Source organism: Bradyrhizobium sp. SZCCHNS3002, assembly GCF_032377435.1.
Classification (GTDB): domain Bacteria; phylum Pseudomonadota; class Alphaproteobacteria; order Rhizobiales; family Xanthobacteraceae; genus Bradyrhizobium.
In genome coordinates this window covers 24,682-48,834 of sequence record NZ_JAUHHY010000011.1, presented here as the reverse complement: position 1 = coordinate 48,834, position 24,153 = coordinate 24,682, and the positions used below count along the sequence as shown (strand labels likewise).

Here is a 24,153-nt window from a genome sequence, read left to right as displayed (position 1 = left end):
GCCCTACACTCTCATCCCCTCCGCTTCGCCGCTTCCTGCAGATCCGGCGCATTCACCGCGGGAATCGCGATGCGGCCGGGTCCGGTCTGCGACAGCGCCGCGGCGGCCTTGTCGTTGTCCATGATCTTGGCCATCACGGCCTGTCCCGCGCGCTCGAAGATGTCGCGGTTCTCGATGACAAATTTCTGCGAGCGGCGCAGGCCGTCGATGTAGCCGTTGATCTCCGGCACGACATAGCGCGCGACCATGTCCCAGCTGCGGCGCGTGTTCTCCGGATTGGCCCAGTCGTGCACGAAGCCGATGATGTGGCCGACACCGCCCGACACCTGCATCAGGTTCTTGATCGTCTTGACGAGATCGTCGGGCGTGCCGATCGTCGACGCCGCGCCCTCGACGAAGGCGGTCTTGTCGACAGCCTCGTCCGGCGAGGCGAATGGTTTCAAACCCGGCCGCATCAGGGTGCCGACCGTATATTCGTTGTGCCAGCGCATCAGCCCGGGGCCGGCCTCGCGGCGCGCCTGCTCGCGCGTCTCGGCGATGTGCCACGACAGCAGCACGCGCCAATTGGCGCGGCTCACGGTGGTGCCGTGCTTCTTCGCCGCGTCCTCGGCGAACTCCCATTGCTGCGGCAGCGCCATCAGGCCCTGGGTCGACATCGAGCCGAGCGAGATGATGCCGATGCCGTATTTGCCTGCGAGCGTCATGCCGGACGGCGAGATCTGCGACGCCACGACGAACGGCATTTCCTCCTGCAAGGGCAGGATCTGCAAGGCCGCGTCGTTCATCGTGAACCAGTCGCTCTTGGCGGTGACGCGCTCGCCGTTGAACAGGCGGCGGATGACCGCGATCGCCTCGTCCTGACGGTCACGCTGCGTCATCGGATCGATGCCGAGCGTGTGGGCATCGGAGGCGAGCGCGCCCGGCCCCGAGCCGAAGATGGCGCGGCCGCCGGTCATGTGATCGAGCTGCACCATGCGCTGCGCGACGTTGTAGGGATGATGGTAGGGGAGCGAGATGACGCCGGTGCCGAGCCTGATGCGCTTGGTGCGCTCGCCGGCAGCAGCGAGAAACATCTCGGGCGAGGCGATTGTCTCCCATCCGCTGGAATGATGCTCGCCGCACCAGAACTCGTCATAGCCGAGCTCGTCGAGCTGCGAGACCAGATCGAGGTCGCGGCGGAATTGCAGCATCGGATGCTCGCCGATCGGATGATGCGGAGCGAGGAACGCGCCGAATTTGAGCCGCGCCATGTGTTTTCTCCCAAGCGGAATTCGTTGTTGCTTACCGATCAGGCTAATTGGCGCCTCGGTGCGAGGCAATCATCTTGCCGCGCGGGACGACCGGTGCATGGCTGCCATTTGTTTGTTTACTGATCGCCGATCGGTGCTCACACTCGGCGCGGGGTTGTCGATTCGTTGACCTGTGGCTGCAATGGCGACCTGCCGAACGCGGTCACTGCCTTTCCGGGTTGCGTCGCGTGTCGCTTTCACGCTCGCGGCGATCGAACGCCTCGTCGGTTCGCTTTTCGGTGATTGCTGCGTGAAGAGCCGCGTCGGCGTGGCATTTAGATCGCAGCAAGAGCGAAATTCGCAATCAAATTGCCGAGCTCCGCAATCTCGCGGGCTTTTTCTTTTGCGCTGCAGCAACCATCTGGGTGATGGTGGGTTTGATCCGTGACTGCCAAGGAGCTGCCGTTGTCCCTCGCTGAAAATGTTGAGTATTTGCGACGGCTGCGCGAGTTGAATGGCATCACCGGATTCGCAGATTTCCACCGCCAGTCCCGTCCCGCTCCCGAATGTCCGCTGGTCGAGGTCGAAAGCTTCGGCAGCAATCCCGGCCGTCTGAAGATGTTCGCCCATGTGCCGGCGCAGCGCCAGCCGCTGCTGCCGCTCGTCGTCGTGCTGCATGGCTGCGGGCAGGGCGCGGCCGACTACGATCTCGGCGCTGGCTGGTCGACGCTCGCAAAGCATTTTGGCTTCGCGCTGCTGATGCCGGAGCAGCAGCGCATCAACAATCCGCAGCGCTGCTTCAACTGGTTTCAGTCCGAGGACATCACGCGCGGCCAGGGCGAGGTCGCCTCGATCCGCGAGATGATCGCCCGCATGGTGGCCGACTACGCCATCGATGCGAACCGCATCTTCGTCACCGGCCTGTCGGCGGGCGGCGCCATGACCATGGCGATGCTGGCGGCGCATCCGGAGGTGTTCGCGGCCGGCGCCGTGATCGCCGGGTTGCCGTTCGGCACCGCGCGCAACATGCGCGATGCCATCCTGCAGATGCGGATGCCGCCGGCGCGGCCGGCCGGCGAGCTCGGCGATCTCGTGCGCCGCGCCTCCAGCCATCGCGGCAAATGGCCGAAGCTGTCGGTGTGGCACGGCACCGCCGACTACACGGTGCATCCGGACAATGCCGGCGAGATCGTCAAGCAATGGCTCGACCTGCATCACCTGCCGCTGGCGCCGATGGCCGCAGGCGAGGTCAACGGCTATCCGCATGAGCAGTGGTGGAATGCCGATGGCGAGACCGTGGTCGAATCCTTCACCATCTCCAACATGGCGCATGGCACGCCAATCGGCGTCGCGGCCAACGACAAGCGCTATGGCAAGGCCGGGCCGTTCCTGCTCGAAGCCGGCATCTCCTCGTCGTATCTGATCGCGAAGTTCTTCGGCGTGACCGACTGGATCCGTCAGCCGAAGCCGGCCGCGGCCTCGCCGAGCACGAAGCTCATTCCCGAGGTGTCGCCGATCTCGGCGCTGCCGGCCCTGACGAAAATGCTGCGGCGGCCGGATGCGCCGGCTGCGGTCGAGCCGACCGAGGCCAAGCCCGTGCCGGAGACACCGGTCAAGGCGGCGCCGGTCAAGCCGACACCGGCGCGTCCGCCGGCGCGGGCGAAGGGGACGCGGTCTGCTTCCGGCAAGGCCGCGAAGCCGAAAACCGAGTTGCCGGGATCCAGGCCATCGGCGCCGGTGGTCGCGCAAGCGGTGGCCGCGAAGCCGGCCGTTACGCCGGTCGAAATCAAGCCTTCAGCTCCAAGGCCGTCAGGCGCGAAGGCGGTCGACATGACGCCGGCCGACGCGCCGCCGGTTCTCAAGCCCGCGACCGCCGTCCCGACGCAGGCGCCGCCGCAGAAGCGGCGCCGTGTGATCGACGTGGCCGCGGTGATCGAGCGCGCGCTGCAGGCGGCCGGCCTGAAGTAGTTCGTCTCAGGCCATCCCCGTCAGGAACGGGTTCGTCATCCGCTCCTGGCCGAAGCTCGAGCCGGCGCCGTGGCCGCAGATGAAGCCGACGTCGTCGCCGAGCGGCAGCAGCTTGTCCTTGATCGAGCGGATCAGCGTGTCGTGGCTGCCGCCGGGCAGGTCGGTGCGGCCGACCGAGCCGTTGAACAGGACGTCGCCGACATGGGCGAAGCGCATGTCCTTGTTGAAGAACACGATGCTGCCCGGCGAATGGCCGGGGCAGTGCAGGATGTCGAAGACGAGCTCGCCGATCTCGACCGTATCGCCTTCCTCGAGCCAGCGGTCGGGCGTCACGTCGCGCACGCCTGTGATGCCGAAGCGCGCACCGCTGGCGACGACGTTGTCGAGCAGGAATTTGTCGGCGACATGCGGTCCCTCGATCGGCACCTTCAGCTGGTCGCGCAGATCGGCCGCGCCGCCGACGTGATCGATATGGCCATGCGTCAGCCAGATCTTCTCGACGGTGACTTTGGCCTGCGCGATCGCCGCCTGGATGTTCGGCACGTCGCCGCCGGGATCGATCACGATCGCCTTCTTGGTCGCCTCGCACCACAGGATGGTGCAGTTCTGCTCGAACGGCGTCACGGGCACGATCATCGCGCCGGCCTTCGCCCTGGTCTGGTTCTGCTCGGTCATGGGCGCCAGCATGCCGATTTTTCGCAGTGCGCCAAGTGAAAAGGCGGCTGTCGGGTGCAGAGCTCCGCGCTGCAGCGGCCCGCATCGGGGCGTCAACCGGGCTTGGGAGACGCCTGGAATCGGCTATGCTGCACCGATGGAATCGTCCGCCGCCAGGATCAGCCTCGTTCCCGTCGACCGCCGCCAGTCGGAGACGGCGCTGGCGATCGCACGCGGCACCTCGCGCCTGCTGCGCTCGCTCGGCTTTGCCACCATCAGCGAGCTGCCGCTGCCGTCGGGCCGTCGTGCCGACCTGGTGGCGCTGAACGAGCGCGGCGAGATCTGGATCGTCGAGATCAAGTCGTCGGTCGAGGACCTCCGCGCCGATCACAAATGGGAGGACTACCGTGCCCATTGCGACCGGCTGTTCTTCGCCTTCACGCAGGACCTGCCGTGCGAGATCTTTCCGCGGGACACCGGCCTGATCGTGGCCGATGCCTACGGCGCCCACCTGCATTGCGAGGCGCCTGAGCACAGATTGCCGGCGCCGACGCGCAAGCTGATGACGGTGCGCTTCGGGCTCGCGGCGGCGCGGCGGATCAACCGGCTGATCGACCCGCAGGGCCACGCGGACCTCTAGAGAATCCTTAAGTGCGCTCCACTGGACGGGGTTCCCTGCCTAGGTAGGTGACGCAGGCTCCGTCAGGTCACGACTCTCGAGATGAGAGACATCGCATCGCTGAGAGCCGATCCGCAGGCAGCGCCGTCAAAAATTTGCAGCGACGAGATCGTAGGATCCCCGGCTTCCTCGGACATAGACCTTGGCGGCGGCGGCGCAGATGCGCTCACGGTTGGAATCGAACGCAGTCAGAAAGCCCGACTCGTCCGGACAGGTGTCGGGTTGAAGGCGTCTCAACGCGCCCTCGTCGACGAAGAACGACGCTTCGATCGCGCTGTCGTAGCCCCAGAACCGTACGGCACGTCGCGTGCGATCATAGGAGCGGCTGTGATTTGGAAACTCAATCATGTGTGTGTCCGATCAGGTTCGGAGGGCGCCGCAGATGGGCGGACGTCATCCAAGGGGGCGCTCGGCGGTGGTTGCCGGCGGCAAAGCGGGTGCGCATCTCAATCGAAAGCCGACGGCAACTCGCCGTGGCGGAAGAAAACCGTCGGCTCATCGTCATAGTCGCCCATGTCGGGATCGCCCGATGACGAGAAGGCGACGACGCCTGCCTTGCTCGACACCAGTCGTTCCGCAGTTCGGAGCGCGCTCGATTCCGTCTTGCAGGCGATCGGCGTCTCGGCTTTCGGGCGTCCGCCCCGGCCGGTGCTGAACGCCTGGACGAAATAGATCGTTTCGCGCGCCATGCTCTGTCCTTTGCGCTGCCAGTACGGTCGGCCGCATCGTCACCGCATTGCGCGCGGCCTTGCGTGCGGGAGAACCATCCAGACTGATGAGACCGGAAAGCCCCTAGCGCTTCTTTTTGTCGCTGGAAAAATCCGGCTGCCATGCTCCGGCCTTCTGGCTCGGCGCTGCGGCAATGCTCTTGGGCTTCTCCCTCTTGGGCTTCTTGGCTTCCCGATTGCTTTTTTGCTGACCTTTGGCCATGTCGGTCTCCTCGACTCGGGTTGGAGCTGGTTCAGCGCATCGAACGAAGGCGCCGTGTCGATCCTGCGTGCGCGGCGTCACCGCCTCGTCGGCGGGTGGCCATCGTCCACCGACGCCGACGGGGCGCACGGCGGTGTGATCTACGAATGCAGCGCGGCAGTTGCGAGCGCGAGAAGGATCAGCAGCAGCGGCACGATGATGGGTGGAACGATCCACTCGCTCAGACGAAACTGCGGCATTGGCTATCCCTCGCGTGGTTTGCGGCGGGAGCGCTCGTGACCCTCAGTCACCGGTGAATGCCGTCGGAATGGCGGTGATCACCATTGATACACCCTGGCTCCTGTAATAGCGAGCACCAAAGCGCAGCGACACGGTGCGATGACGGCCCAGCCGCTCATCCGTCGTGCTGACGAGAAAGCGGTGGCTATTGCCGGCCGCAAGGCGCATGCTTCGTAGAAGCCTTGAGGCTGCGACAGCGACAGCGGGCCTGTTGCGAAAGGTAGGCGCAGATGAGCATTCGCTCGCGGCGCGAATTCGTCACCTTCAGACATCCGTTCCGGATCAGAAGCATCGAGCGTCTCCTGCCGCAAGGCACCTATGAGGTGGTCACGGACGAAGAGATGATCGAGGGGCTGTCCTTTGCTGCCTACCGCCGGGTTGCGACGATGATGATGCTGCCCGCCGACCGTCCGCACTCTGGTGCCGTCGAGATGGTATCCATCAGCTCGGCCGATCTTGCAGACGCGCAGCGTATCGACGCGAGTGCATCGGATGACTGACGAACCGCTCGATCTCGACAGCCACCGCGGGATGAGCGCGCAGAAGGCCGTGGACCTGCGTCGCGCGTTGGCGGAGGCCGAAACTCACGCACGGGACCTGCGCGAGCGCCAGGCGGTTCTCGAGCAGCACCTGCTCGCCCACGCGGCTGCGTCGTGGCCGGAAGCTGCCGCGAAGGCGCGCTATCTGCTAAACCTCTACGCCGCGAGTCTTGCGGAACAGGATACCAGGCACCGAGAGCTGATCGCCGCCGTGCTGGCCGATTTCTCCCGGCTGGCCGGGGAGAGCTGACGCGAGCCGGCGAATCGTGGCGCCTATCAGCCTATCGTGCACCCGCGCCCGATTCAGGACTGTTGCCAAGGGCGACAGCATCGACCCGTCTGGCCTCCCGGCAATTTCCCCGGCTTTGCCTGATAATTGCCCCGCATAGGGCGCAACATGCCGGAACAATTTTAAGGTTCGAGCAGTATCCAGCCCAGGGGTGCGGACAGGGACGACAGATGCGACGGGTGGTCTTGGCGTTGGCACTGCTCTTCGCGACTGGAGTCCGCGCGGAGGAAAAGGCGTTCTACGTCCTCGGCGTGGGCGCCGATTCCTGCGAGCGCTTCATCGCCGCCGCCGAGGAGCAGCCGCCCGGCACCTACAAGGCGATCAGCAATGGCGACGAACCCTACGTCAACGCCATATCAAAATATCAGCAGTGGATGATGGGCTACGTCTCCGCGATCAATGCGGACCGCGGCGACGAGGGCCGGCAGATCAAGCTCGACCTGACCGAGGTCGACAGCTGGATGCGCAACTGGTGCAGCCGCAACCCGCGGCGCACCGTCTTCCACGCGCTGCAGGCGTTCGTGAAATCGCACTGATGCCGGAGCGAGCAAGCGCTCGCTTACTTCGGTGCGCGCTTGGCGAGGATGCGCTGCAGGGTGCGGCGGTGCATGTTGAGCCTGCGCGCCGTTTCCGAGACGTTGCGATTGCACATCTCGTAAATGCGCTGGATGTGCTCCCAGCGCACGCGGTCGGCCGACATCGGATTCTGCGGCAGCTCGGACTTTTCGCTGGTGGTCGACAGCAGCGCGGCGACCACGTCATCGGCATCCGCCGGCTTGGCGAGATAGTCGACGGCGCCCATCTTCACGGCCGTCACCGCGGTCGCGATGTTACCGTAGCCGGTCAGCACGATGGCGCGCGCCTCGGGGCGCTTGCGCTTCAGCGCCGACACCACGTCGAGGCCGTTGCCGTCGCCGAGCCGGAGGTCGACCACGGCAAAGGCCGGCGCCGCCTTGCCGATCTGTGAAATACCTTCGGCGACGCTTTCGCAGGAGGTGACGGTGAAGCCGCGAGTCTCCATGGCGCGCGACAGGCGCTCCAGGAACGGCTTGTCGTCCTCCACGATGAGGAGAGAGCGGTCCGGGTGGTTCGTCAGTTCGGCGATGGCGCCCACGGTCATATATCCTTGAGAAGATGGCTCGATGGTTGCGAGACGATCTGGTCCATCCTCATATGGTCTGCCGAGTCGCCGCTGCCAAGATCGCGGGTTGCCGCAGTCTGCGGCGTGACGCCGCGCGGGGCCGGTGTGCCGTATGCCAGGACCGCGCCAGCGGCGGCTGCCCCGCAGGTTTCATTCCGGCTCCGCCTCGCCATCGTCATCCTCGCTGGCCTCGAAGCGCCGCCGCGGCCAGACGATCTGGACCACGGCGCCATGGTCGGGGAAGGTGCGATTGCTGAACGAGACCTTGGCCCCGGTCCGCTCCAGCAGGGTGCGGGCGATGAACACGCCGAGCCCGAGTCCGCCGCCCTGGTTACCTCCCGGGCCGTCCTCGGCGCTGGGCCGCCGCGACAGATAGGGCTCGCCGATCCGCTTCAGGATGTCAGGCGCGAAGCCGGGGCCGTCGTCGGACACCACGATCTCGACCGTCTCGTTGTTCCACCAGGCGTTCACCTCGACGGCGTTGTGCGCGAAATCGACGGCATTTTCCAGGATGTTGCCGACGCCATAGAGGATCGCCGGGTTGCGCGAGCCGACCGGCTCCTTGGCCGCGGCCACCGCGACGCGGACCTTGATGTCGACGCCAAAGTCGCGATGCGGTGCGACCGTCTCCTCGATCAAGGTCGACAGCTTCATCCGGTCGTACATCGACCCGATCGAGGACAGCTGGGTGATCTTGCCGAGAATGTCGCGGCAGCGCTGGGCCTGCTCGCGCAATGTCTTGATGTCGGACGTGACCTGGCTGTTGTCCTGCAGGGCGCGCTCCAACTCGCGCGAGATCAGCACGATGGTCGCGAGCGGGGTGCCGAGCTCGTGCGCGGCGGCCGCCGCGAGACCGTCGAGCTGGGTGAGGTGCTGCTCGCGCGCCAGCACCAGCTCGGTGGCCGCCAGCGCGTCCGACAGCTTCCGTGCCTCCTCGGTCACCTGGAACGCATAGAGGCTGGTGACGCCGATCGCGAGCGCGATCGAGAGCCAGACGCCGAACAGATAGATCGGCGGGAAGATCAGCGGCTCTTCGCCTTCCCACGGCAGCGGCAGGTGCATGAAGAACAAGGCGGTGGCGCAGGCGACGGCGAGCAGGCCGAGCATGATCGTCAGGCGGACCGGCAGCGCGGTCGCCGAGATCAGCACCGGCGCCAGGAACATGTAGGAAAACGGATTCTCCAGCCCGCCCGTGAGATAGAGCAGCACCGTCAGCTCGATGATGTTGAGCGCGAGCAGGCCACCGGCGTGGGCCGGCTCCAGCAACTGCATCGGGTTGAAGGCGATCTGCAGGCCGAGATTGAGCAGCGCCGAGATGCTGATCACCGCCAGACAGGGCACCACCGGCAGGTCGAACTCCAGCCCCTGCACCACGATAAAGATCGCGCTCAACTGACCGAGCGCCGCCAGCCAGCGCAGTCGCAGGATGGTGTCGAGCCGGACGCGCTGGCGCGGATGGCGATAGTCGGTGTCGGGCGTGTCGATGATCAGGGCGTCGTCGGTCATGACGGGAACCTAATGCCGCGCAGGCGCGGCGACAAATCTGGGCGGCCGTTGGTGGCCTGTTGCGGTTTGCGGCACAATGCCTCAATGAACCCCTCCCATGACGCAAGATGACGCAGTGCCGACCCTCTCATCCGATTCCGGCTCGGTTTCGCCCGCGATTGCCGTGTCGCGGCTGACCAAGGTCTACAAGACGACGACGGCCGTCGACGGCATCTCCTTCGCGATCCGGCGGGGCAGCATCACCGGGCTGCTCGGCGGCAACGGCGCCGGCAAGACCACGACGATTGCCATGATCATGGGGCTGGTGCAGCCGACCTCGGGCGAGGTCGCCGTGCTCGGCCACAGCATGCCGGACGAGGCTGCGGCCGTGCTGGGGCGGATGAACTTCGAGAGCCCCTATGTCGACATGCCGATGCGTCTCACGGTGCGGCAGAACCTCACCATCTTCGGCCGGCTCTATGCGGTGGACCACCTCAAGGAGCGGATCGCCGAACTCGCGTCGCAGCTCGACCTGACCGACTTCATCGATCGCGCCAATGGCAAGCTCTCGGCCGGGCAGAAGACGCGCGTCGCGCTGGCGAAGGCGCTGATCAACGATCCCGAGCTGCTGCTGCTGGACGAGCCCACCGCCTCGCTCGATCCCGACACGGCCGACTGGGTGCGCGGCCACCTCGACCGCTATCGCAAGCGCCGCGGGGCCACGATCCTGCTCGCGTCGCACAACATGCTGGAAGTGGAGCGCCTGTGCGACCGCGTCATCATCATGAAGCGCGGGCGGATCGAGGACGATGACAGCCCCGCCCAGATCATGGCGCGCTACAACCGCACCACGCTCGAGGACGTCTTTCTCGACGTCGCCCGCGGCCGCGACCGGGAGGCCGCACAATGAACGATCTCTCCTTGACGATCGCCCCGCACCGCATCGGCGCGATGGTCCTGCGCTACTGGTATCTCCTGCTGTCGTCCTGGCCTCGGCTCCTGGAGCTGATGTATTGGCCGACCCTGCAGATCATCACCTGGGGCTTCCTGCAGACCTACATCGCTTCGAATGCCGGGTTCTTCGCCCGTGCCGGCGGCACGCTGATCGGCGCGGTCATCCTGTGGGACATCCTGTTCCGCGGGCAGCTCGGCTTCTCGATCTCCTTCCTGGAGGAGATGTGGGCGCGCAACATCGGCAACCTGATGATGAGCCCGCTGACGCCGATCGAATTCCTGCTGGCGCTGATGACGATGAGCCTGGTCCGGCTGGCCATCGGCATCATCCCGATGACCCTGATCGCGGTCTGGTTCTTCGACTTCAACTTCTACAGCCTCGGGCTGCCGCTGATCGCGTTCTTCTGCAACCTGATCTTCACCTCCTGGGCGGTCGGAATCTTCGTGTCGGGTCTGGTGCTGCGCAACGGGCTCGGCGCCGAGAGCATCGTCTGGACGCTGATGTTCGCGCTGATGCCGCTGGCCTGCGTGTACTATCCCGTCCAGGTGCTGCCGCATTGGCTGCAGCTCGTCGCCTGGTCGCTGCCGCCGACCTACGTGTTCGAAGGCATGCGCGCGCTGCTGGCCGATCACGTCTTCCGGTCCGACCTGATGCTGACCGCGCTCGGGCTCAATGCCGCCCTGCTGCTGGCGTCGTTTGCGGCATTCATTGCTCTTTTGCGCAGCGCGCGCCGCGCCGGCTCGCTGCTGGCGGCAGGGGAATAATTGCGCTTTTCCCGTGGATTTCCGGGCTCATTTCGTCGCTTTGCGGCGTTGACACGTACAACACCGCATTGACGCTTAATTACGCATTCGGCAGTATGCTGCGTTGCAGAGAGGTTGAACGAGAATGCCGATAGGTGAGTTTGGCGGTGCACCGCCCCTGGCGTCGGAAGGCAGTCCGGTCCTGACGACGCCGATGTACTGGATGTACGAAATGGCGCATGCCTCGCTCAATCCGGCGCGCGCTGTCACCGATGCCACCAAGATCCTGTTTCAGAACCCGCTTAATCCCTGGGCGCATACCGAGATGGGCAAGTCGGTCGCAGCGGCCTGCGAGCTGTTCGAGCGCACCACGCGCCGCTACGGCAAGCCCGAATGGGGTCTCGACGAGACCGAGGTCAACGGCATCCGGACCCCGGTCGAGGTCCGTGCGATCTGGGAAAAGCCGTTCTGCCGGCTGCTCTATTTCGACCGCAAGCTCACCCGCCCTCTGCGCGCGCCCCAGCCCCGGCTCTTGATCGTGGCGCCGATGTCCGGCCATTACGCGACGCTGTTGCGCGGTACCGTCGAGGCGTTCCTGCCGACCCACGAGGTCTACATCACCGACTGGTCCGACGCGCGGATGGTTCCGCTGGCCGAGGGCCGTTTCGACCTCGACGACTACATCGACTACGTCATCGAGATGCTGCGCTTCCTCGGCACCAACATGCACGTCATGGCGGTGTGCCAGCCGGCGGTGCCGGTGCTGGCCGCGGTGTCGGTCATGGAGGCCGAGCGCGATCCGTTCGCACCGATCTCGATGACCCTGATGGGCGGTCCGATCGACACCAGGCGCAATCCGACCGGCGTGAACAATCTCGCCCAGGAGCGCGGCATCGACTGGTTCCGCAACCACGTCATCACCAAGGTGCCGTTCCCGCATCCCGGCGTGATGCGCGACGTCTATCCGGGCTTCCTGCAGCTGAACGGCTTCATCAGCATGAACCTCGACCGCCATGTCGACGCCCACAAGGCGCTGTTCGCCAACCTCGTGAAGGGTGACGGCGACCAGGTCGACAAGCACCGCGACTTCTACGACGAGTATCTCGCCGTCATGGACTTGGCTGCGGAATATTATTTGCAGACGGTTGAGACGGTGTTCATCCGACACGCGCTGCCGAAGGGCGAGATGACCCACCGCGGCACGCTGGTCGACCCGTCGAAGGTCACGCGTGTGGCGTTGATGACCGTCGAAGGCGAGAAGGACGACATCTCCGGTCTCGGTCAGACCGAAGCGACGCATGGACTCTGCTCGTCGATCCCGGATCATCGCCGGGTTCACTACGTGCAACCAGGTGTCGGTCATTACGGCGTGTTCAACGGCTCGCGATTCAAGTCGGAGATCGTGCCGCGCATCAACGATTTCATGTTGTCGGCGGCCGATCCCAAGTCGCTGCTCGCCATTGCGGCTGAATGAGCGACAATCACATTCACCGCGCATCCGAATCCGGCTGCGCGGTAACTCTTTGAAGGGACGGTAGAAACCGGAATTCAGGAGTGACTCAAGCAGTGAATGTGGCGTCGCTCCTTGAGCGATGCTTTTGAATCTGAATTCATATCTTCGGGAGCCTGAGAGGCCCAACTGCTGGGGTGCGGAACCTTCGGAACCCCTGTATGTTGGGCAAATGATTTGTTTTTGCGCCGAGCGCTTTCCCTGGCGGTGGATATGGCAAAATCCGGGCGAGTTCTTACCCCCCGGACTGACAGAAATGGCCACTCGCGCGCTACTTTATCGGCGGCCCGCCGAACCCTCGCGTCTTCTCGTCAAGCACGGCTCGCAAATCTACTCGATTAGATTGCGGCGTCACCGTCGTGCGCGACGTTATACCCTGAGAATTCATCCGTCGGATCGCGAAGCGATCCTGACGATGCCTCCGCGCGGCACCATCATCGAAGCGAAAGACTTCGCGCAGCGTCACGGCGCGTGGATCGCGGCGCGTCTCGGCCGTCTGCCGAAGGCGGCGCCATTCCTGCCGGGCACGTTGGTGCCGCTGCGCGGCGTGCCGCACAAGATCGTGCATCGCGCCGGCGAGCGCGGCACGGTGTGGACCGAGACGCGCGACAGCGGCGAGAAGATCCTGTGCGTGGCCGGCGGGATCGAGCACACCGAACGCCGCGTGCTTGACTTCCTCAAGCGCGAGGCGCGCCGTGACCTTCAGAAGGCCGCCGACGGCTATGCCGAGCAGCTCGGCGTCAAGGTCAAGCGGCTGTCGATCCGCGACCAGTCGAGCCGCTGGGGCTCGTGCACCTCGGCCGGCTCGCTGTCGTTCTCGTGGCGTCTCATCCTGGCGCCGCCCTTCGTGCTCGACTATCTCGCCGCGCACGAGGTCGCGCATCTGATCGAGATGAACCACTCGCCGCGGTTCTGGAAGGTGTGCGGTAGAATCTGCGCCTCGGTCGAGCGCGCCAAGAAGTGGCTCGACACCTGCGGCAACGATCTGCATCGCTATGGCATCGACGACTGAGGTCTCGACGACAGACCTCTCGACGATGTGAGTCCCAATGGCCCGGCCTTCTGGTCCGGGCCATTTCTTCGTCGGGTTCCAATCTGCATCGATGAACTCAGAACCCGCCTGCGGACTATCGAATTCTTAAGCCTTCTCGCCTGCAGTCGCAGGATATTGCCCAAATCGGCGGCGCCTTAACGTGGCTGTAACGCTGCGCTCGCCAGATTTACCGCAATCAACCCAAGGTGACGTCCCAGCGAGCTGCCGGGCCGTTCGCTGCAACCAAAGCGCCGATCGTTTCTCTCGAAACGTGCAGCGCGCCTCGAATCGAACGATGTTTGCAAGCGAGTTTCAACCGGCCGCATCCACACAATTGCTCTCTGCCGCGCTCGACGGTGCCTCCGAGGCGATTCTCTTTCTCGACGCGCAGGGCCACGTCCAGCACGCCAATCAGGCGGCGTCGGTGCTGCTGCGGCGTGAGCCGGCCGCTCTGGTCGGCGCCGACCTCGAAAGCCTGGGTCTGCCCGCGGATCTGATCGCAGCGACCCCGTGCGCCGAGGCGACCGACGCGCAGCAGGAGCCGGACCAGTCCGACGCCCGCGAAATGACGATGCGCCATGCCGACGGCGGGCGGACCCGCCTCCGCCTGTCGTTGTGCGCGCTCCCGCCGGGCCGGGAGGATGAGCCGGTCCGTTCGTTGCTGTTCATTCGTGACGTGACCACCGAAGTCGACATGCGCGAGCGCAATGCGCTGCTGACATCGGTCGCCGATCGGACCAACCGGGCCGTCATCGTCACCGATCGCCATCTCAACGTCCTGTACACCAACGCCGCCTTTGCCAGCCTGTTCGGCTACACGCCTGAACAGGCGATCGGGCGCCGCGCCGAGGAACTGCTGACCGGCCCCTGCACCGATCCCGCCATCGTCAACCGGCTGAGGCAATGCCTCGAGGACGACCGCGGCATCGAGGAGGACGTGCTGGTCTACGACAAGGACGGCCGCGAGATCTGGACGACCGCCTATGTCAAGGCGCACCGGACCAGGCGGGGCAAGGTCAGATATCTGTTCGGGCTGCTCACGGACATCCGGGAGACCAAGCAGCTGCGCTCGCTGCAGCAGCTGATCATGGCGTCGCTGGCGTCCGACGTTTCGATCACGACCATCGCCGATCAACTGTGCCGCCGGGTCGAAGAGCTCGCCCCTGACGTCGTCTGCTCGATCCTGCACGTCGATTCCGATGGGCACGTGCATCCGCTCGGCGGCCCGAGCCTGCCGGCCGATTTTTCCGCCAGCCTCGACGGGATCCCGATCGGGCCGGACGTCGGCTCCTGCGGCACCGCCGCCTATCTCTGCGAGCCGGTGCTGTCGCGCGACATCGACAATGATCCGCGCTGGCAGCCCTACAAGGCCGGCCCGCTCGCCGCCGGCCTGCGCGCCTGCTGGTCGTCGCCCATCAAGGGCAAGGACGGCCGCGTCATCGGCACCTTTGCCTTCTACTTCCGTGAATGCCGCGGCCCCAGCCCCTGGCACGAGCAGATCGTCGCCGCCTGCGTCCAGCTCGGTGCGCTCGCCATCGAGCGCCAGGAGGTCCGCTCGACGATCTCGCAGGTCGCCTATCACGACATGCTGACGGGCCTGCCCAACCGTGCCCGCATCCCGTCGCTGATCGCCGAGGCCATCAAGGCCTGTCCGGAAGGCGGACACGTCGCCGTCGCCTTCCTCGACGCCGACAATTTCAAGGACGTCAACGACACGCTGGGCCATGCCGCCGGCGACGAGTTCCTGGTCGGCTTCGCCAACCGCCTGCGGGCGCAGATTCGCGCCGGCGACATGCTGGGCCGGCTCGGCGGCGACGAGTTCGTGATCGTGCTGCAGAACCGCGATCCGCTCGAGGCCTCGCTGGCGGCGGCGCGGATCACCGCGGCGCTCGCCATGCCGCTGACGATCGGCAAGCGGCAGGTGCCGATGTCGGCGAGCATGGGGCTCAGCCTCTATCCCGATAATGCCAAGGACATCGAGACCCTGATCAAGCAGGCCGATGCGGCGATGTACAAGGCCAAGCGCGGGGGACGGGCGACCTACCGCTTCTTCAGCGCCGACATCGACAAGCTCGCCGAAGAGCGGCTGATGCATTCGACCGCGCTGCGCGAGGCGATCGCCAGCGAGGCCCTGACCCTGCACTATCAGCCGCAGATCCGCACCCGCGACGGCGCGATCCACGGCGTCGAAGCGCTGGCGCGCTGGCACGATCCGGTGCTCGGCGAGGTCTCGCCTGCCAAGTTCATTCCGCTTGCCGAGGAATGTGGTCTGATCGAGCAGATCGGTGTGTGGTCGATCAAGCTGGCCTGTCAGCAGATGGCATCGTGGCGGCGTGCCGGTCTCGATATCCCCTGCATCTCGGTGAACCTGTCGCCGATCAACTTCCAGAACGTCAACTTGGCGGCGATGGTGGCGCAGATCCTGGCCGCCAACGACCTGCCGGCGAAGATGCTGATGCTGGAGATCACCGAAGGGGTGATCCTCAACGAGCGCGCCACCGTGATCGCGACCATGAACGAGCTGCGCAACATGGGCGTCGGCCTGTCGCTGGACGATTTCGGCACCGGCTATTCCAGCCTGAGCCGGCTGGCCCAGCTGCCGATCGACGAGCTGAAGATCGATCGCAGCTTCATGCGCGATTTCGAGAACGACAGCGGCACGCGGGCGATCGTGACCGCGGTCGTGCGCGTCGGCCAGAGCCTCGACGTGGCCGTGGTCGCCGAAGGGGTCGAGACCGAGCCGCAGCGCAGGCTGCTGGCCGAGCTCGGCTGCGATGCGATGCAGGGCTTCCTGTTCGCGCGGCCGATGGCCGCCAGTGCCTTCAGCCGCTGGCTGCTGGACTACAGCGCCCACCGCGCGAGCCTGATGCTGCGGCAGATCGGACGCGTTTTGGCGCAGACGGCTGGTTCTGGGGCGGTTGATCCGGCTCCGCTTCCGATCGCCAAGGCGGCTGGCTGAGCCAGCCGGGTTGCATCCATCCTCAGCCGAGCCATCGTCATTCCGGGGCAATCGTGAACGCGCGCATGCGCGTTGACGATTGAACCCGGAATTCCGAGCTTGTTGGAAAAGAACACCAGGCAATGTCGATATTCCGGGTTCAAGGCCTGCGGTGCCCCGGAATGACGGTGGGCGTGGCGCAAGTCGTCACGCGATGAGCTCAGCTCAGCGCCGACCACCGAACAGCCGGTCGACCAGCCAGCCATCGAGGCCGGCGGCGGGCTCCGGCCGCACATTGTTGCGGCTTGGCGGCGGCGCCGAGCGCGCGGAGTAGGCGGCATTGGGGGCAGGGGCCGTCGGCGCCGTGATCTGTGAGGCGATCTGCGCCAGTGTCGGGACCACGCCGGGGCTCTGTGCATTCGGCAGCGCCGCCACCGGCACGCCCTGATGCGCTGATCGCATGAAGCGCGTCCAGACCTCGACCGGCAGGCCGCCGCCGGTCGCCTTCTTGGTCGGCGAGTTGTCGTCATTGCCGAGCCAGACGCCGGTGACGAGATGCGCGGTGTAGCCGATGAACCACGCGTCGCGGAAATCCTGGCTGGTGCCGGTCTTGCCGGCAGCGGTCCAGCCCGGGATCTCGGCCTTCTTCGCGGTGCCGGAGATCAGCGTCTCCTGCATCATCTGATTCATCATCGCCGCGTTGCGCGGCTCGATCACCTGCACCGGCTGCTCGGTCTGGCGCATGTAGAGCAGCTTGCCGTCGAGCGTCCTGATCCGCGTCACCACATGCGGCGAGACGGCGAGGCCGCCATTCGAGAACGGCGCATAGGCGCCGACCAGCTCGATCATCGACACCTCGGAGGTGCCGAGCGCGATCGACGGGTTGGGATCGAGCCTGGAGGCGATGCCGAGCCGGTGCGCGGTCCGCACCACGTTCTTCGGCCCGACCTCGAGGCCGACGCGCACCGCGACCGTGTTGAGCGACATCGCCAGCGCCTGGGTCAAGGTCACCGGGCCGAAATATTCGCGGGTGTAGTTCTCCGGCTTCCAGCCCTTCAGATCGAGCGGCGCGTCCTGGCGGACCGTGTCCGGCGTCAGGCCCTGCTCGATCGCGGTGAGATAGACGAACGGCTTGAACGCCGAGCCGGGCTGGCGTTTGGCGGTGACGGCGCGGTTGAACTGGCTGTCGGCGTAGTTGCGGCCGCCGACCATGGCGCGCACGGCGCCGTCCGGCGTCATCGCCACCAGCGCGCCCTGGCTGACGTTGAACTTGACGCTCTTGGCCGCGAGCTCGTCGATGATCGCGGCCTCGGCGACGCTCTGCAGCTTCGGATCGATCGTGGTCTCCACCACGATCGATTCCTCGACCTGGCCGACGAGATCGTCGAGCACCTCGCCGATCCAGTCGGCGACGTAGTTGATGGTGCCGGCGCCGGCCGGCTTCACCGCGACGGAAGGGTGAGCGATCTGGGCCTGCGCCTGGGCGTCGGTGATGAACTTGGCGTCGGCCATCGCCGCGAGCACGGTCTGCGCGCGCTTGGCGGCGCCCTCCGGGTTGCGGTTCGGCGCCAGCCGCGACGGAGACTTGACGAGACCCGCGAGCATCGCGGCCTCGCCGATCGTCACCTGCCGCGCCGACTTGCCGAAATAGCGCTGCGCCGCCGCCTCGACGCCATAGGCGCCGGAGCCGAAATAGACCCGGTTGAGATACAGCTCCAGGATCTCGCGCTTGGAATATTTGCGCTCCAGCCACAGCGCCAGCTCGGCCTCCTGCAGCTTGCGCGCCAGCGTACGCTCCTGGGTCAGGAACAGGTTCTTGGCGAGCTGCTGCGTCAGGGTCGAGCCGCCCTGCGACACGCCGCGATGCAGGACGTTGGCGACCACGGCGCGGGCGATGCCGATCGGATCGATGCCGAAATGCTGATAGAAGCGGCGGTCCTCGATGGCGATGAAGGCCTTCGGCAGATAGGGCGGCAGATCCTTCAGCGCGACATTGGCGCCCGCCATCTCGCCGCGCTGCGCCAGCATGCTGCCGTCATAGCCCACGATCTCGATCGTCGGCGGCCGCTTCGGGATCTCCAGCGACTGGATCGGCGGCAGATGCGCGCCGGCCCAGATCACGACGCCGACCAGCGCGATCACGCCCCACAGGCCGCAAACCAGTGCCCAGTAGAACATGCGGCCGACCGACATCCCCCAGCGTGACTTGGCTCGGGCAGGCTTCGGTTTCGGTGGGGTGGCTTTCGGCGCGCGCGCCGGCACATCGTCCTCGTCGTCCGGCTCGACCGGCTTTTTCTTTGCAGCGGACTTCTTGGGCGCGTTGTCGGAGGGAATGCGATCCTTGGGGTCGAGGCGCAGATCGGCCATCGCGGCCGCAAGACCGAATCGCGGCTCCTTGCGTCCGCCGCCCTGTTTCCGTCCCCGCGCCATACGCAACCCGAGCCCGCGATCCCGCCGTCCGACCACGGTAATGTCCGGAGTTTAAGGGGCAGTTAGGAAGAGCTTAACGCGCGATTAGGAGTTTCGCGCTCGTAACGCCGCGTTATGGTTAAGCCAAGGTAAACAACAACAGACGAGGGAGTTCATGGGCCATATCGATCCCACCAAGGAGGTGTTCGCGCAGTTCCGGGAGAACGACCGCCCGGGTCCGATCCACATGCTGAACCTGGTGCGACTGCGCAAGGAGGCGGCCTATCCCGACGGACGCAAGGTCAGCGGCGCGGAAGCCTATGCCGCCTATGGCCGCGAGAGCGGCCCGGTGTTCGAGCGCCTCGGCGGCCGCATCATCTGGCAGGGCCGCTTCGAGCTGATGCTGATCGGCCCGCAGGAGGAGCGCTGGGATCACTGCTTCATCGCGGAATATCCGTCCGTGCAGGCGTTCGTCGAGATGATCCGGGATCCCGTCTACCGCGAAGCGGTGAAGCACAGGCAGGCGGCGGTGGAAGACTCGCGGCTCATCCGGCATGCGGTACTGCCGGTGGGGAAGAACTTTGGCGAGGTGCCGGCGTAGTTTTTTCTCAGCAGTGTTGGTCGAAGTCGACGCCCCATCGGCGGTAGGTTCCCTCCCCCCTTGTGGGGGAGGGTTAGGGAGGGGGGGTAGCTACGAGGACGGTCGCCCGGAGGCCCCCCTCCCCAACCCTCCCCCACAAGGGGGGAGGGAGCGCAGCGGGGGACTTTGCGAGAGTGTTTTCTACAGTGGAATGCAGTCCGCGAGCGTCGGATCGCTCGATAGGCTCGCCAATGCTTGGGCTGCGGGCTTGCACAACGCATAAGTTTATGCTTATGTGTCGTCATGATCGAGAGTGACATCTTCAAGGCGCTGGCCGATCCGACGCGCTACGCGATCTTCGAGAAGCTCGCGGCCGGCGGCATGAATGCCAGCGCCCTTCGCGAAGGTTTGACGATCAGCCAGCCGGCGATGTCGCAGCATCTCGCGGTGCTGCGGAACGCGGGGCTGGTGCGGGAAGAGCGGCAGGGCCGCTTCGTCAACTACGAGGTCGATCCGAATGGCCTGGCGCACATCGCGCGCTGGCTGGCGAAGTACCGCGCCTACTGGCCGTCACGGGTCGATGCATTGAAAACCCTGCTGAAGGACATGGACCAATGACCGATCTCGAGGCTGACGCGCAGGGCGATGAACTGGTGCTCGACTACCAGCTTGATGCGCCGCCGGAGAAAGTCTGGCGTGCCATCAGCAGTCCGGCGCTGCGCGACACCTGGCTGCCGCCCGGCGACCTCGCCGATGCCGCGCCGATCTCGTCGACGCCAGGCGAGGAAGTGCGCTACCGCATGCGCGACGACGAGCCGCCCTACCTCGAAAGCATCGTGACGTTCCAGGTCATGCCCAACGCCGATGGCGGCACGCGGCTCAGGATCATCCACGGGCTGGCCGCGGCGACGCTGATGCGGCGAACGCCGCCGGCGGCGAACGGCAACACGCGCAGTTTGATGCGCGCGGCCTGACGCTTCAACTCATCAGCAACTCACTGAACGGGAGCTCGCGCATGCGCGACACGATGCAACTCGTCCCCATGGTCATCGAGCAGTCGAGCCGGGGAGAGCGATCCTTCGACATCTATTCGCGGCTGCTGCGCGAGCGGATCGTCTTCCTCAACGGCGAGGTCAACGACACGGTCTCCGCCCTGGTCTGCGCGCAGCTGCTGTTTCTCGAGGCGGAAAACCCGAAGCGGCCGATCCATCTCTACATCAATTCGCCCGGCGGCGTGATCACCAGCGGGCTCGCGATGTACGACACGATGCAATTCGTCAAGGCGCCGGTGCATACGCTGTGCATGGGAACGGCGCGCTCGATGGGGTCGTTCCTGCTGATGGCGGGGGAGCCTGGCGAGCGCACCGCGCTGCCCAATGCGAGCCTTCACGTGCATCAGCCGCTCGGCGGCTTCCAGGGCCAGGCGTCCGACATCCTGATCCACGCCAGGGAGATGGAGCAGACCAAGCGCCGCATGATCCGGCTTTATGCCGAACATTGCGGACGCAGCTACGAGGATGTCGAGCGCACCTTGGATCGGGATCATTTCATGACCGCGGACGAAGCCCAGCAGTGGGGCTTGATCGACCGGGTCGTGAAGCAGCGCGACCTGGCTAGCGTCAGCAGCGATTGATGCGCCTGTGAGGCGACGGTGGTTGCTGTCGCGACGAGTGTCGTCATCCGCCGAAGGCGGGTGACCTGGTATTCCAGAGGCCGCCGTGATGACCCGAGCGGCCGCGGCCGGTGAGGGCAGCGTAGGCTCGTTAGCGTCGCGTGGGCCATTATGCTTTGCCACGAAAATCGTCCGTTCCCTCCCCCCTTGTGGGGGGAGGGCTAGGGAGGGGGGTAGCTCCGGGCGACCGTCTTCGTGGCTACCCCCTCCCCAACCCTCCTCCACAAGGGGGGAGGGAGCGGAGTTGAGGTTTTGGCACGATTTGTTGCCTCTTGCGCTTAGTCGCCGGGGCTTACCCCGCGGCTCCCGTGTCCTCGATGATCGGGCCGAACAGCTCCCAGCGCTCGCCATTGAACTTCATCATCTGCATCTGCTTGTTGATGCGGAAGTCGGTCGGCGACGTCGTGATCGAGAGGCCGGGCAGCGCGAGGCTGGGCACGAAGCCCTTGATGCTGGCGGCCTGGCGCATCACGTTCTCGCGTGTCAGGTCGTCACCGCACTGGCGCAGGATCTGCACCAGCAGCTCCGCGGTCGAATAGCCGTAAGTGTTGACGGTGTTGAGCTTGTCGCCCTCCGGATAATACTTGTCCATGAACTCGAAATAGGCCTTCACGCCCGGATCGTCCTTCCATTGCGGGTCGGCCGGGTCCTTGCCGTAGTTGGTGCTGATGATGTCCTTGGAGATGTCGAGGCCGGCCGGCTTCAAGGTCGCCGACACCGGGCTCGCATTGATGTCGAGGATGTGCACCGGCTTCCAGCCGAGATCGGCGAGCTTCTTGATCGCCTGCGCCGCGAATTTCGGCGTCGAGGCGTCGTAGAGCAGGTCCGCGCCCGACGACTTCAGCTTGACGATTTGCGAGTCGACCGTCGGATCGGACAGCTCATAGGATGCTTCCGACACGATCATCGTATCGGCCTTGGCGCCGAGGCCGCTTCTGAGGCCGGCGATGTAGTCGCGGCCGAGATCGTCGTTCTGGTAGAGGATGCCGATCTTGGCATTGGGGTGGTTGGCGAGAATGTATTTGGCGTAGATCCGTCCCTCCGACTGGTAGTTCGGATTGTAGGCGATGGTCCACGGGAAATTCTGCGGATCGGTGAAGCGCGAGGCGCCGGTCGATGCCAGGAGCTGCGGCACCTTTTTGCCGTTGAGATATTTCTGCACGGCGGCGTTCGAGGGCGTGCCGATGATCTGGAAGGTGAACAGCACTTCGTCGCCTTCGACCAGCTTGCGCACCTGCTCGACCGCCTTAGGCGGAGAATAGGCATCGTCATACTGGATCAGGTTGAGCTTGCGGCCGTTGATGCCGCCCTTGTCGTTGATCATCTTTAGATAGGCGGCCTGCGTCTTGCCGATGCCGGCATAGGCGGAGGCCGGGCCGGAGAACGGCACGGTCTGGCCGATCTTGATCTCGGTGTCGGTCGCGCCGGTGTCGTATTTCTTCTGCGCGTAGCTGGATGATGCAGGCAGCGCGACGGCCAGCGACGCAGCAATTGCAATTGCGCCGAGACCGAACAGTGACGTTCTCATGCGGGTCCTCCCTCCGGTGATGTTGTCGATGGTTCTTCCTGGTTGTTATGTCGCCATCGCTGCACGCGAGTGTGGAGGAAGCAAGTCGACAAGGCAACGTTTCAGGGAGCGACCAACCGGCGCAATCCGTGCCGCGACGCAAAACGGGGCCGCGCCCTCGCGCAGCCCCGCACCTTCGATGTCGATCACGTCGTGCCGGGGCGCGCGGAGCGCGAACCCGGAATCTCGAGGTTCCGGGTTCGTCGCTGCGCGCCGCCCGGAACGACGTTGAGCAGTGCTAACCTGCCGCGCCCTTGTCCTCCAGGATCGGGCCGAACAGCTCCCAGCGCTCACCGTTGAACTTCATCATCTGCAACTGCTTGTTGACGCGGTAGTCGGTCGGCGAGGTGTTGATCTTCATGCCCGGCAGCGACAGGTCGCCGACGACATCCTTCAGCGACGTCGCCTGCTTCATGACGTTCTCGCGGGTGAGATTGTCGCCGCACATGCGCAGGATGGTCACCAGCAGCTCGGCGTTGCCGTAGCCATAGGTGTTGAAGTTCGAGTTCTTGTCGCCTTCAGGATAATACTTGGCCATGAACTCGAAATAGCGCTTCATGCCCGGATCGTCTTTCCACTGCGGATCGAGCGGGTCCTTGCCGTAATTGACCGAGATCACGCCCTTGGACGCCTCGAGACCGGCCGGCTGAAGCACCGCACCGACCGACGTCGCATTGATGTCGACGATGTGCACCGGATGCCAGTCGAGCTCGTGCAGCTTCTTGATCGCCTGCGCCGCCTGCTTCGGCGTCGCGGCCGAGAACAAGAGGTCGGCGCCGGCCGCCTTGAGCTTGAGGAGCTGGGAGTCGATGGTGGGGTCGGAGACCTCGTAGGAGGCCTCGGACACGATCATCGTCGCCGCCTTGTCGCCGAGGCCGGCCTTGATGCCGTTGAGGTAGTCCTTGCCGAGATCGTCGTTCTGATAGAGCACGCCGACCTTGGCATTGGGGTGCTCCTTCAGAATGTACTGGCCGTAGATGCGGCCCTCGGTGAAGTAGTTGGGATTGTATCCCATGGTCCAGGGGAAGTTCTTCGGATCGGTGAACTTGGTGGCGCCGGTGGCCGCGAACAGCTGCGGCACCTTCTTGGCGTTCAGGTATTTCTGGACCGCGGCGTTGGACGGCGTGCCGATGATCTGGAACGTCAGCAGCACCTCGTCGTCCTCGACCAGCTTGCGCACCTGCTCCACGGCCTTCGGCGGCGAGTAGGCGTCGTCATACTGGATCAGCTTGATCTTGCGGCCGTTGATGCCGCCCTGCTCGTTGATCATGTTGAAATAGGCGGCCTGGGTCTTGCCGATCGAGGCATAGGCCGAGGCGGGACCCGAGAACGGCACGGTCTGGCCGATCTTGATCTCGGTATCCGAAGCGCCGGGATCGTACTTCTTCTGGGCCGAGGCTGACGTGACGGAGAGGGTGACGGCCAGAGCGGCCGCCCCTGCAAGACGGAAATATCCCTGTCGCATGGGGTCTATCGTTCCTCCTGATTTGTTGTGCGGCTGGTCTGCCCAATGGGCGCCATCGCTGGAAGGCAGTGTGGAGGAACGGCTTGGC

The 24,153-nt window shown here is 65.3% G+C and carries 25 protein-coding genes; 14 read left to right on the top strand and 11 right to left on the bottom strand.

Annotated elements, in window-relative coordinates; all coding sequences use genetic code 11:
• Window positions 1-11: 11 nt before the first annotated feature.
• Complete coding sequence (locus tag QW845_RS23165) at window positions 12-1,250, bottom strand: LLM class flavin-dependent oxidoreductase (RefSeq protein ID WP_315803843.1); 1,239 nt, start codon at window positions 1,248-1,250, stop codon at window positions 12-14.
• Between the two features lie 444 nt (window positions 1,251-1,694).
• Here QW845_RS23165 and QW845_RS23160 point away from each other — a divergent pair, with 444 nt between their 5' ends.
• Entirely contained in the window at window positions 1,695-3,197 is a 1,503-nt protein-coding gene (locus tag QW845_RS23160) for a PHB depolymerase family esterase (protein WP_315803842.1), read from the top strand.
• 6 nt (window positions 3,198-3,203) lie between these two features.
• Here the strand turns inward: QW845_RS23160 and QW845_RS23155 are convergent, their stop codons facing one another.
• Entirely contained in the window at window positions 3,204-3,872 is a 669-nt protein-coding gene (locus QW845_RS23155) for an MBL fold metallo-hydrolase (RefSeq protein WP_315803974.1), read from the bottom strand.
• Window positions 3,873-4,008: 136 nt separating this feature from the next.
• On the opposite strand from QW845_RS23155, the gene QW845_RS23150 reads away from it, so the two are divergent.
• The gene (locus tag QW845_RS23150; protein WP_315803841.1) at window positions 4,009-4,491 is read left to right on the top strand and encodes an MmcB family DNA repair protein; all 483 of its coding nucleotides are present in this window, start codon (window positions 4,009-4,011) and stop codon (window positions 4,489-4,491) included.
• 126 nt (window positions 4,492-4,617) lie between these two features.
• On the opposite strand, the gene QW845_RS23145 is transcribed toward QW845_RS23150, so the two are convergent.
• The 4 genes from QW845_RS23145 to QW845_RS23130 all read right to left on the bottom strand — a co-directional run bounded on the left by QW845_RS23145 (window position 4,618) and on the right by QW845_RS23130 (window position 5,907).
• Window positions 4,618-4,878 (bottom strand): DUF1488 domain-containing protein, encoded by a 261-nt coding sequence (locus tag QW845_RS23145; protein WP_315803840.1) that lies wholly within the window; start codon window positions 4,876-4,878, stop codon window positions 4,618-4,620.
• A gap of 98 nt (window positions 4,879-4,976) precedes the next feature.
• Entirely contained in the window at window positions 4,977-5,219 is a 243-nt protein-coding gene (locus QW845_RS23140) for a hypothetical protein (RefSeq protein ID WP_315803839.1), read from the bottom strand.
• A gap of 103 nt (window positions 5,220-5,322) precedes the next feature.
• Window positions 5,323-5,460, bottom strand: coding sequence for a hypothetical protein (locus QW845_RS23135; RefSeq protein WP_315803838.1), 138 nt, complete (start codon window positions 5,458-5,460; stop codon window positions 5,323-5,325).
• A gap of 282 nt (window positions 5,461-5,742) precedes the next feature.
• Window positions 5,743-5,907, bottom strand: a complete 165-nt coding sequence (locus QW845_RS23130; RefSeq protein WP_315803837.1) for a hypothetical protein — start codon at window positions 5,905-5,907, stop codon at window positions 5,743-5,745.
• A 62-nt stretch (window positions 5,908-5,969) separates the two neighbouring features.
• Between QW845_RS23130 and QW845_RS23125 the strand changes: the two genes are divergently transcribed.
• The 3 genes from QW845_RS23125 to QW845_RS23115 all read left to right on the top strand — a co-directional run bounded on the left by QW845_RS23125 (window position 5,970) and on the right by QW845_RS23115 (window position 7,103).
• On the top strand, window positions 5,970-6,239 hold the full coding sequence (locus QW845_RS23125; RefSeq protein ID WP_315803836.1) for a hypothetical protein: 270 nt from the start codon (window positions 5,970-5,972) through the stop codon (window positions 6,237-6,239).
• Entirely contained in the window at window positions 6,232-6,528 is a 297-nt protein-coding gene (locus QW845_RS23120) for a hypothetical protein (protein WP_315803835.1), read from the top strand. The genes QW845_RS23125 and QW845_RS23120 overlap by 8 nt, the downstream gene beginning before the upstream one ends.
• A 209-nt stretch (window positions 6,529-6,737) precedes the next feature.
• Window positions 6,738-7,103 (top strand): hypothetical protein, encoded by a 366-nt coding sequence (locus QW845_RS23115; RefSeq protein WP_315803834.1) that lies wholly within the window; start codon window positions 6,738-6,740, stop codon window positions 7,101-7,103.
• 23 nt (window positions 7,104-7,126) lie between these two features.
• Here QW845_RS23115 and QW845_RS23110 read toward each other — a convergent pair whose 3' ends face one another.
• Together QW845_RS23110 and QW845_RS23105 are read right to left on the bottom strand one after the other, a co-directional pair.
• Complete coding sequence (locus QW845_RS23110) at window positions 7,127-7,681, bottom strand: ActR/PrrA/RegA family redox response regulator transcription factor (RefSeq protein WP_315715137.1); 555 nt, start codon at window positions 7,679-7,681, stop codon at window positions 7,127-7,129.
• A 177-nt stretch (window positions 7,682-7,858) separates the two neighbouring features.
• Window positions 7,859-9,214 carry an ActS/PrrB/RegB family redox-sensitive histidine kinase gene (locus tag QW845_RS23105; protein ID WP_315803833.1) on the bottom strand — a complete coding sequence of 452 codons (1,356 nt, stop codon included), beginning with the start codon at window positions 9,212-9,214 and terminating at the stop codon, window positions 7,859-7,861.
• 97 nt (window positions 9,215-9,311) lie between these two features.
• On the opposite strand from QW845_RS23105, the gene QW845_RS23100 reads away from it, so the two are divergent.
• The 5 genes from QW845_RS23100 (at window position 9,312) to QW845_RS23080 (ending at window position 16,393) form a co-directional block, all read left to right on the top strand.
• Window positions 9,312-10,103, top strand: a complete 792-nt coding sequence (locus QW845_RS23100) for an ABC transporter ATP-binding protein (protein WP_315803832.1) — start codon at window positions 9,312-9,314, stop codon at window positions 10,101-10,103.
• A complete protein-coding gene (locus tag QW845_RS23095; protein ID WP_315803831.1) occupies window positions 10,100-10,912 on the top strand; it encodes an ABC transporter permease in 813 nt (270 codons plus the stop codon). The genes QW845_RS23100 and QW845_RS23095 overlap by 4 nt, the downstream gene beginning before the upstream one ends.
• 124 nt (window positions 10,913-11,036) lie before the next feature.
• On the top strand, window positions 11,037-12,365 hold the full coding sequence (locus tag QW845_RS23090; RefSeq protein ID WP_315803830.1) for a polyhydroxyalkanoate depolymerase: 1,329 nt from the start codon (window positions 11,037-11,039) through the stop codon (window positions 12,363-12,365).
• 208 nt (window positions 12,366-12,573) lie between these two features.
• On the top strand, window positions 12,574-13,413 hold the full coding sequence (locus tag QW845_RS23085) for a SprT family zinc-dependent metalloprotease (protein WP_315803829.1): 840 nt from the start codon (window positions 12,574-12,576) through the stop codon (window positions 13,411-13,413).
• 316 nt (window positions 13,414-13,729) lie between these two features.
• Entirely contained in the window at window positions 13,730-16,393 is a 2,664-nt protein-coding gene (locus tag QW845_RS23080; RefSeq protein ID WP_315803973.1) for an EAL domain-containing protein, read from the top strand.
• 204 nt (window positions 16,394-16,597) lie between these two features.
• On the opposite strand, the gene QW845_RS23075 is transcribed toward QW845_RS23080, so the two are convergent.
• Window positions 16,598-18,802 carry a penicillin-binding protein 1A gene (locus QW845_RS23075; RefSeq protein WP_315803972.1) on the bottom strand — a complete coding sequence of 735 codons (2,205 nt, stop codon included), beginning with the start codon at window positions 18,800-18,802 and terminating at the stop codon, window positions 16,598-16,600.
• A gap of 154 nt (window positions 18,803-18,956) precedes the next feature.
• Here QW845_RS23075 and QW845_RS23070 point away from each other — a divergent pair, with 154 nt between their 5' ends.
• The 4 genes from QW845_RS23070 (at window position 18,957) to QW845_RS23055 (ending at window position 20,994) form a co-directional block, all read left to right on the top strand.
• Entirely contained in the window at window positions 18,957-19,382 is a 426-nt protein-coding gene (locus QW845_RS23070) for a DUF1330 domain-containing protein (protein ID WP_315803828.1), read from the top strand.
• Between the two features lie 282 nt (window positions 19,383-19,664).
• Complete coding sequence (locus QW845_RS23065; RefSeq protein ID WP_315803827.1) at window positions 19,665-19,979, top strand: metalloregulator ArsR/SmtB family transcription factor; 315 nt, start codon at window positions 19,665-19,667, stop codon at window positions 19,977-19,979.
• Window positions 19,976-20,335, top strand: coding sequence for a polyketide cyclase (locus QW845_RS23060; RefSeq protein ID WP_315803826.1), 360 nt, complete (start codon window positions 19,976-19,978; stop codon window positions 20,333-20,335). The genes QW845_RS23065 and QW845_RS23060 overlap by 4 nt, the downstream gene beginning before the upstream one ends.
• A gap of 41 nt (window positions 20,336-20,376) precedes the next feature.
• Window positions 20,377-20,994 (top strand): ATP-dependent Clp protease proteolytic subunit, encoded by a 618-nt coding sequence (locus QW845_RS23055; protein WP_315803825.1) that lies wholly within the window; start codon window positions 20,377-20,379, stop codon window positions 20,992-20,994.
• Between the two features lie 331 nt (window positions 20,995-21,325).
• Here QW845_RS23055 and QW845_RS23050 read toward each other — a convergent pair whose 3' ends face one another.
• Window positions 21,326-22,561 carry an ABC transporter substrate-binding protein gene (locus QW845_RS23050; RefSeq protein ID WP_315803824.1) on the bottom strand — a complete coding sequence of 412 codons (1,236 nt, stop codon included), beginning with the start codon at window positions 22,559-22,561 and terminating at the stop codon, window positions 21,326-21,328.
• Between the two features lie 277 nt (window positions 22,562-22,838).
• Window positions 22,839-24,065 carry an ABC transporter substrate-binding protein gene (locus QW845_RS23045; RefSeq protein WP_315803823.1) on the bottom strand — a complete coding sequence of 409 codons (1,227 nt, stop codon included), beginning with the start codon at window positions 24,063-24,065 and terminating at the stop codon, window positions 22,839-22,841.
• Window positions 24,066-24,153 lie beyond the last annotated feature (88 nt).

Excerpts from the sequence above, each read along its gene's own strand:
- QW845_RS23070 (WP_315803828.1), top strand. The coding sequence starts at position 18,957 with ATGGGCCATATCGATCCCACCAAGGAGGTGTTCGCGCAGTTCCGGGAG.
- QW845_RS23135 (WP_315803838.1), bottom strand. The coding sequence starts at position 5,460 with ATGGCCAAAGGTCAGCAAAAAAGCAATCGGGAAGCCAAGAAGCCCAAG.
- QW845_RS23120 (WP_315803835.1), top strand. The coding sequence starts at position 6,232 with ATGACTGACGAACCGCTCGATCTCGACAGCCACCGCGGGATGAGCGCG.
- QW845_RS23130 (WP_315803837.1), bottom strand. The coding sequence starts at position 5,907 with ATGCGCCTTGCGGCCGGCAATAGCCACCGCTTTCTCGTCAGCACGACG.
- QW845_RS23100 (WP_315803832.1), top strand. The coding sequence starts at position 9,312 with ATGACGCAAGATGACGCAGTGCCGACCCTCTCATCCGATTCCGGCTCG.
- QW845_RS23050 (WP_315803824.1), bottom strand. The coding sequence starts at position 22,561 with ATGAGAACGTCACTGTTCGGTCTCGGCGCAATTGCAATTGCTGCGTCG.
- QW845_RS23075 (WP_315803972.1), bottom strand. The coding sequence starts at position 18,802 with ATGGCGCGGGGACGGAAACAGGGCGGCGGACGCAAGGAGCCGCGATTC.
- QW845_RS23055 (WP_315803825.1), top strand. The coding sequence starts at position 20,377 with ATGCGCGACACGATGCAACTCGTCCCCATGGTCATCGAGCAGTCGAGC.
- QW845_RS23145 (WP_315803840.1), bottom strand. The coding sequence starts at position 4,878 with ATGATTGAGTTTCCAAATCACAGCCGCTCCTATGATCGCACGCGACGT.
- QW845_RS23125 (WP_315803836.1), top strand. The coding sequence starts at position 5,970 with ATGAGCATTCGCTCGCGGCGCGAATTCGTCACCTTCAGACATCCGTTC.
- QW845_RS23090 (WP_315803830.1), top strand. The coding sequence starts at position 11,037 with ATGCCGATAGGTGAGTTTGGCGGTGCACCGCCCCTGGCGTCGGAAGGC.
- QW845_RS23155 (WP_315803974.1), bottom strand. The coding sequence starts at position 3,872 with ATGACCGAGCAGAACCAGACCAGGGCGAAGGCCGGCGCGATGATCGTG.
- QW845_RS23045 (WP_315803823.1), bottom strand. The coding sequence starts at position 24,065 with ATGCGACAGGGATATTTCCGTCTTGCAGGGGCGGCCGCTCTGGCCGTC.
- QW845_RS23115 (WP_315803834.1), top strand. The coding sequence starts at position 6,738 with ATGCGACGGGTGGTCTTGGCGTTGGCACTGCTCTTCGCGACTGGAGTC.
- QW845_RS23140 (WP_315803839.1), bottom strand. The coding sequence starts at position 5,219 with ATGGCGCGCGAAACGATCTATTTCGTCCAGGCGTTCAGCACCGGCCGG.
- QW845_RS23065 (WP_315803827.1), top strand. The coding sequence starts at position 19,665 with ATGATCGAGAGTGACATCTTCAAGGCGCTGGCCGATCCGACGCGCTAC.
- QW845_RS23105 (WP_315803833.1), bottom strand. The coding sequence starts at position 9,214 with ATGACCGACGACGCCCTGATCATCGACACGCCCGACACCGACTATCGC.
- QW845_RS23085 (WP_315803829.1), top strand. The coding sequence starts at position 12,574 with ATGATTTGTTTTTGCGCCGAGCGCTTTCCCTGGCGGTGGATATGGCAA.
- QW845_RS23095 (WP_315803831.1), top strand. The coding sequence starts at position 10,100 with ATGAACGATCTCTCCTTGACGATCGCCCCGCACCGCATCGGCGCGATG.
- QW845_RS23060 (WP_315803826.1), top strand. The coding sequence starts at position 19,976 with ATGACCGATCTCGAGGCTGACGCGCAGGGCGATGAACTGGTGCTCGAC.
- QW845_RS23080 (WP_315803973.1), top strand. The coding sequence starts at position 13,730 with ATGTTTGCAAGCGAGTTTCAACCGGCCGCATCCACACAATTGCTCTCT.
- QW845_RS23165 (WP_315803843.1), bottom strand. The coding sequence starts at position 1,250 with ATGGCGCGGCTCAAATTCGGCGCGTTCCTCGCTCCGCATCATCCGATC.
- QW845_RS23150 (WP_315803841.1), top strand. The coding sequence starts at position 4,009 with ATGGAATCGTCCGCCGCCAGGATCAGCCTCGTTCCCGTCGACCGCCGC.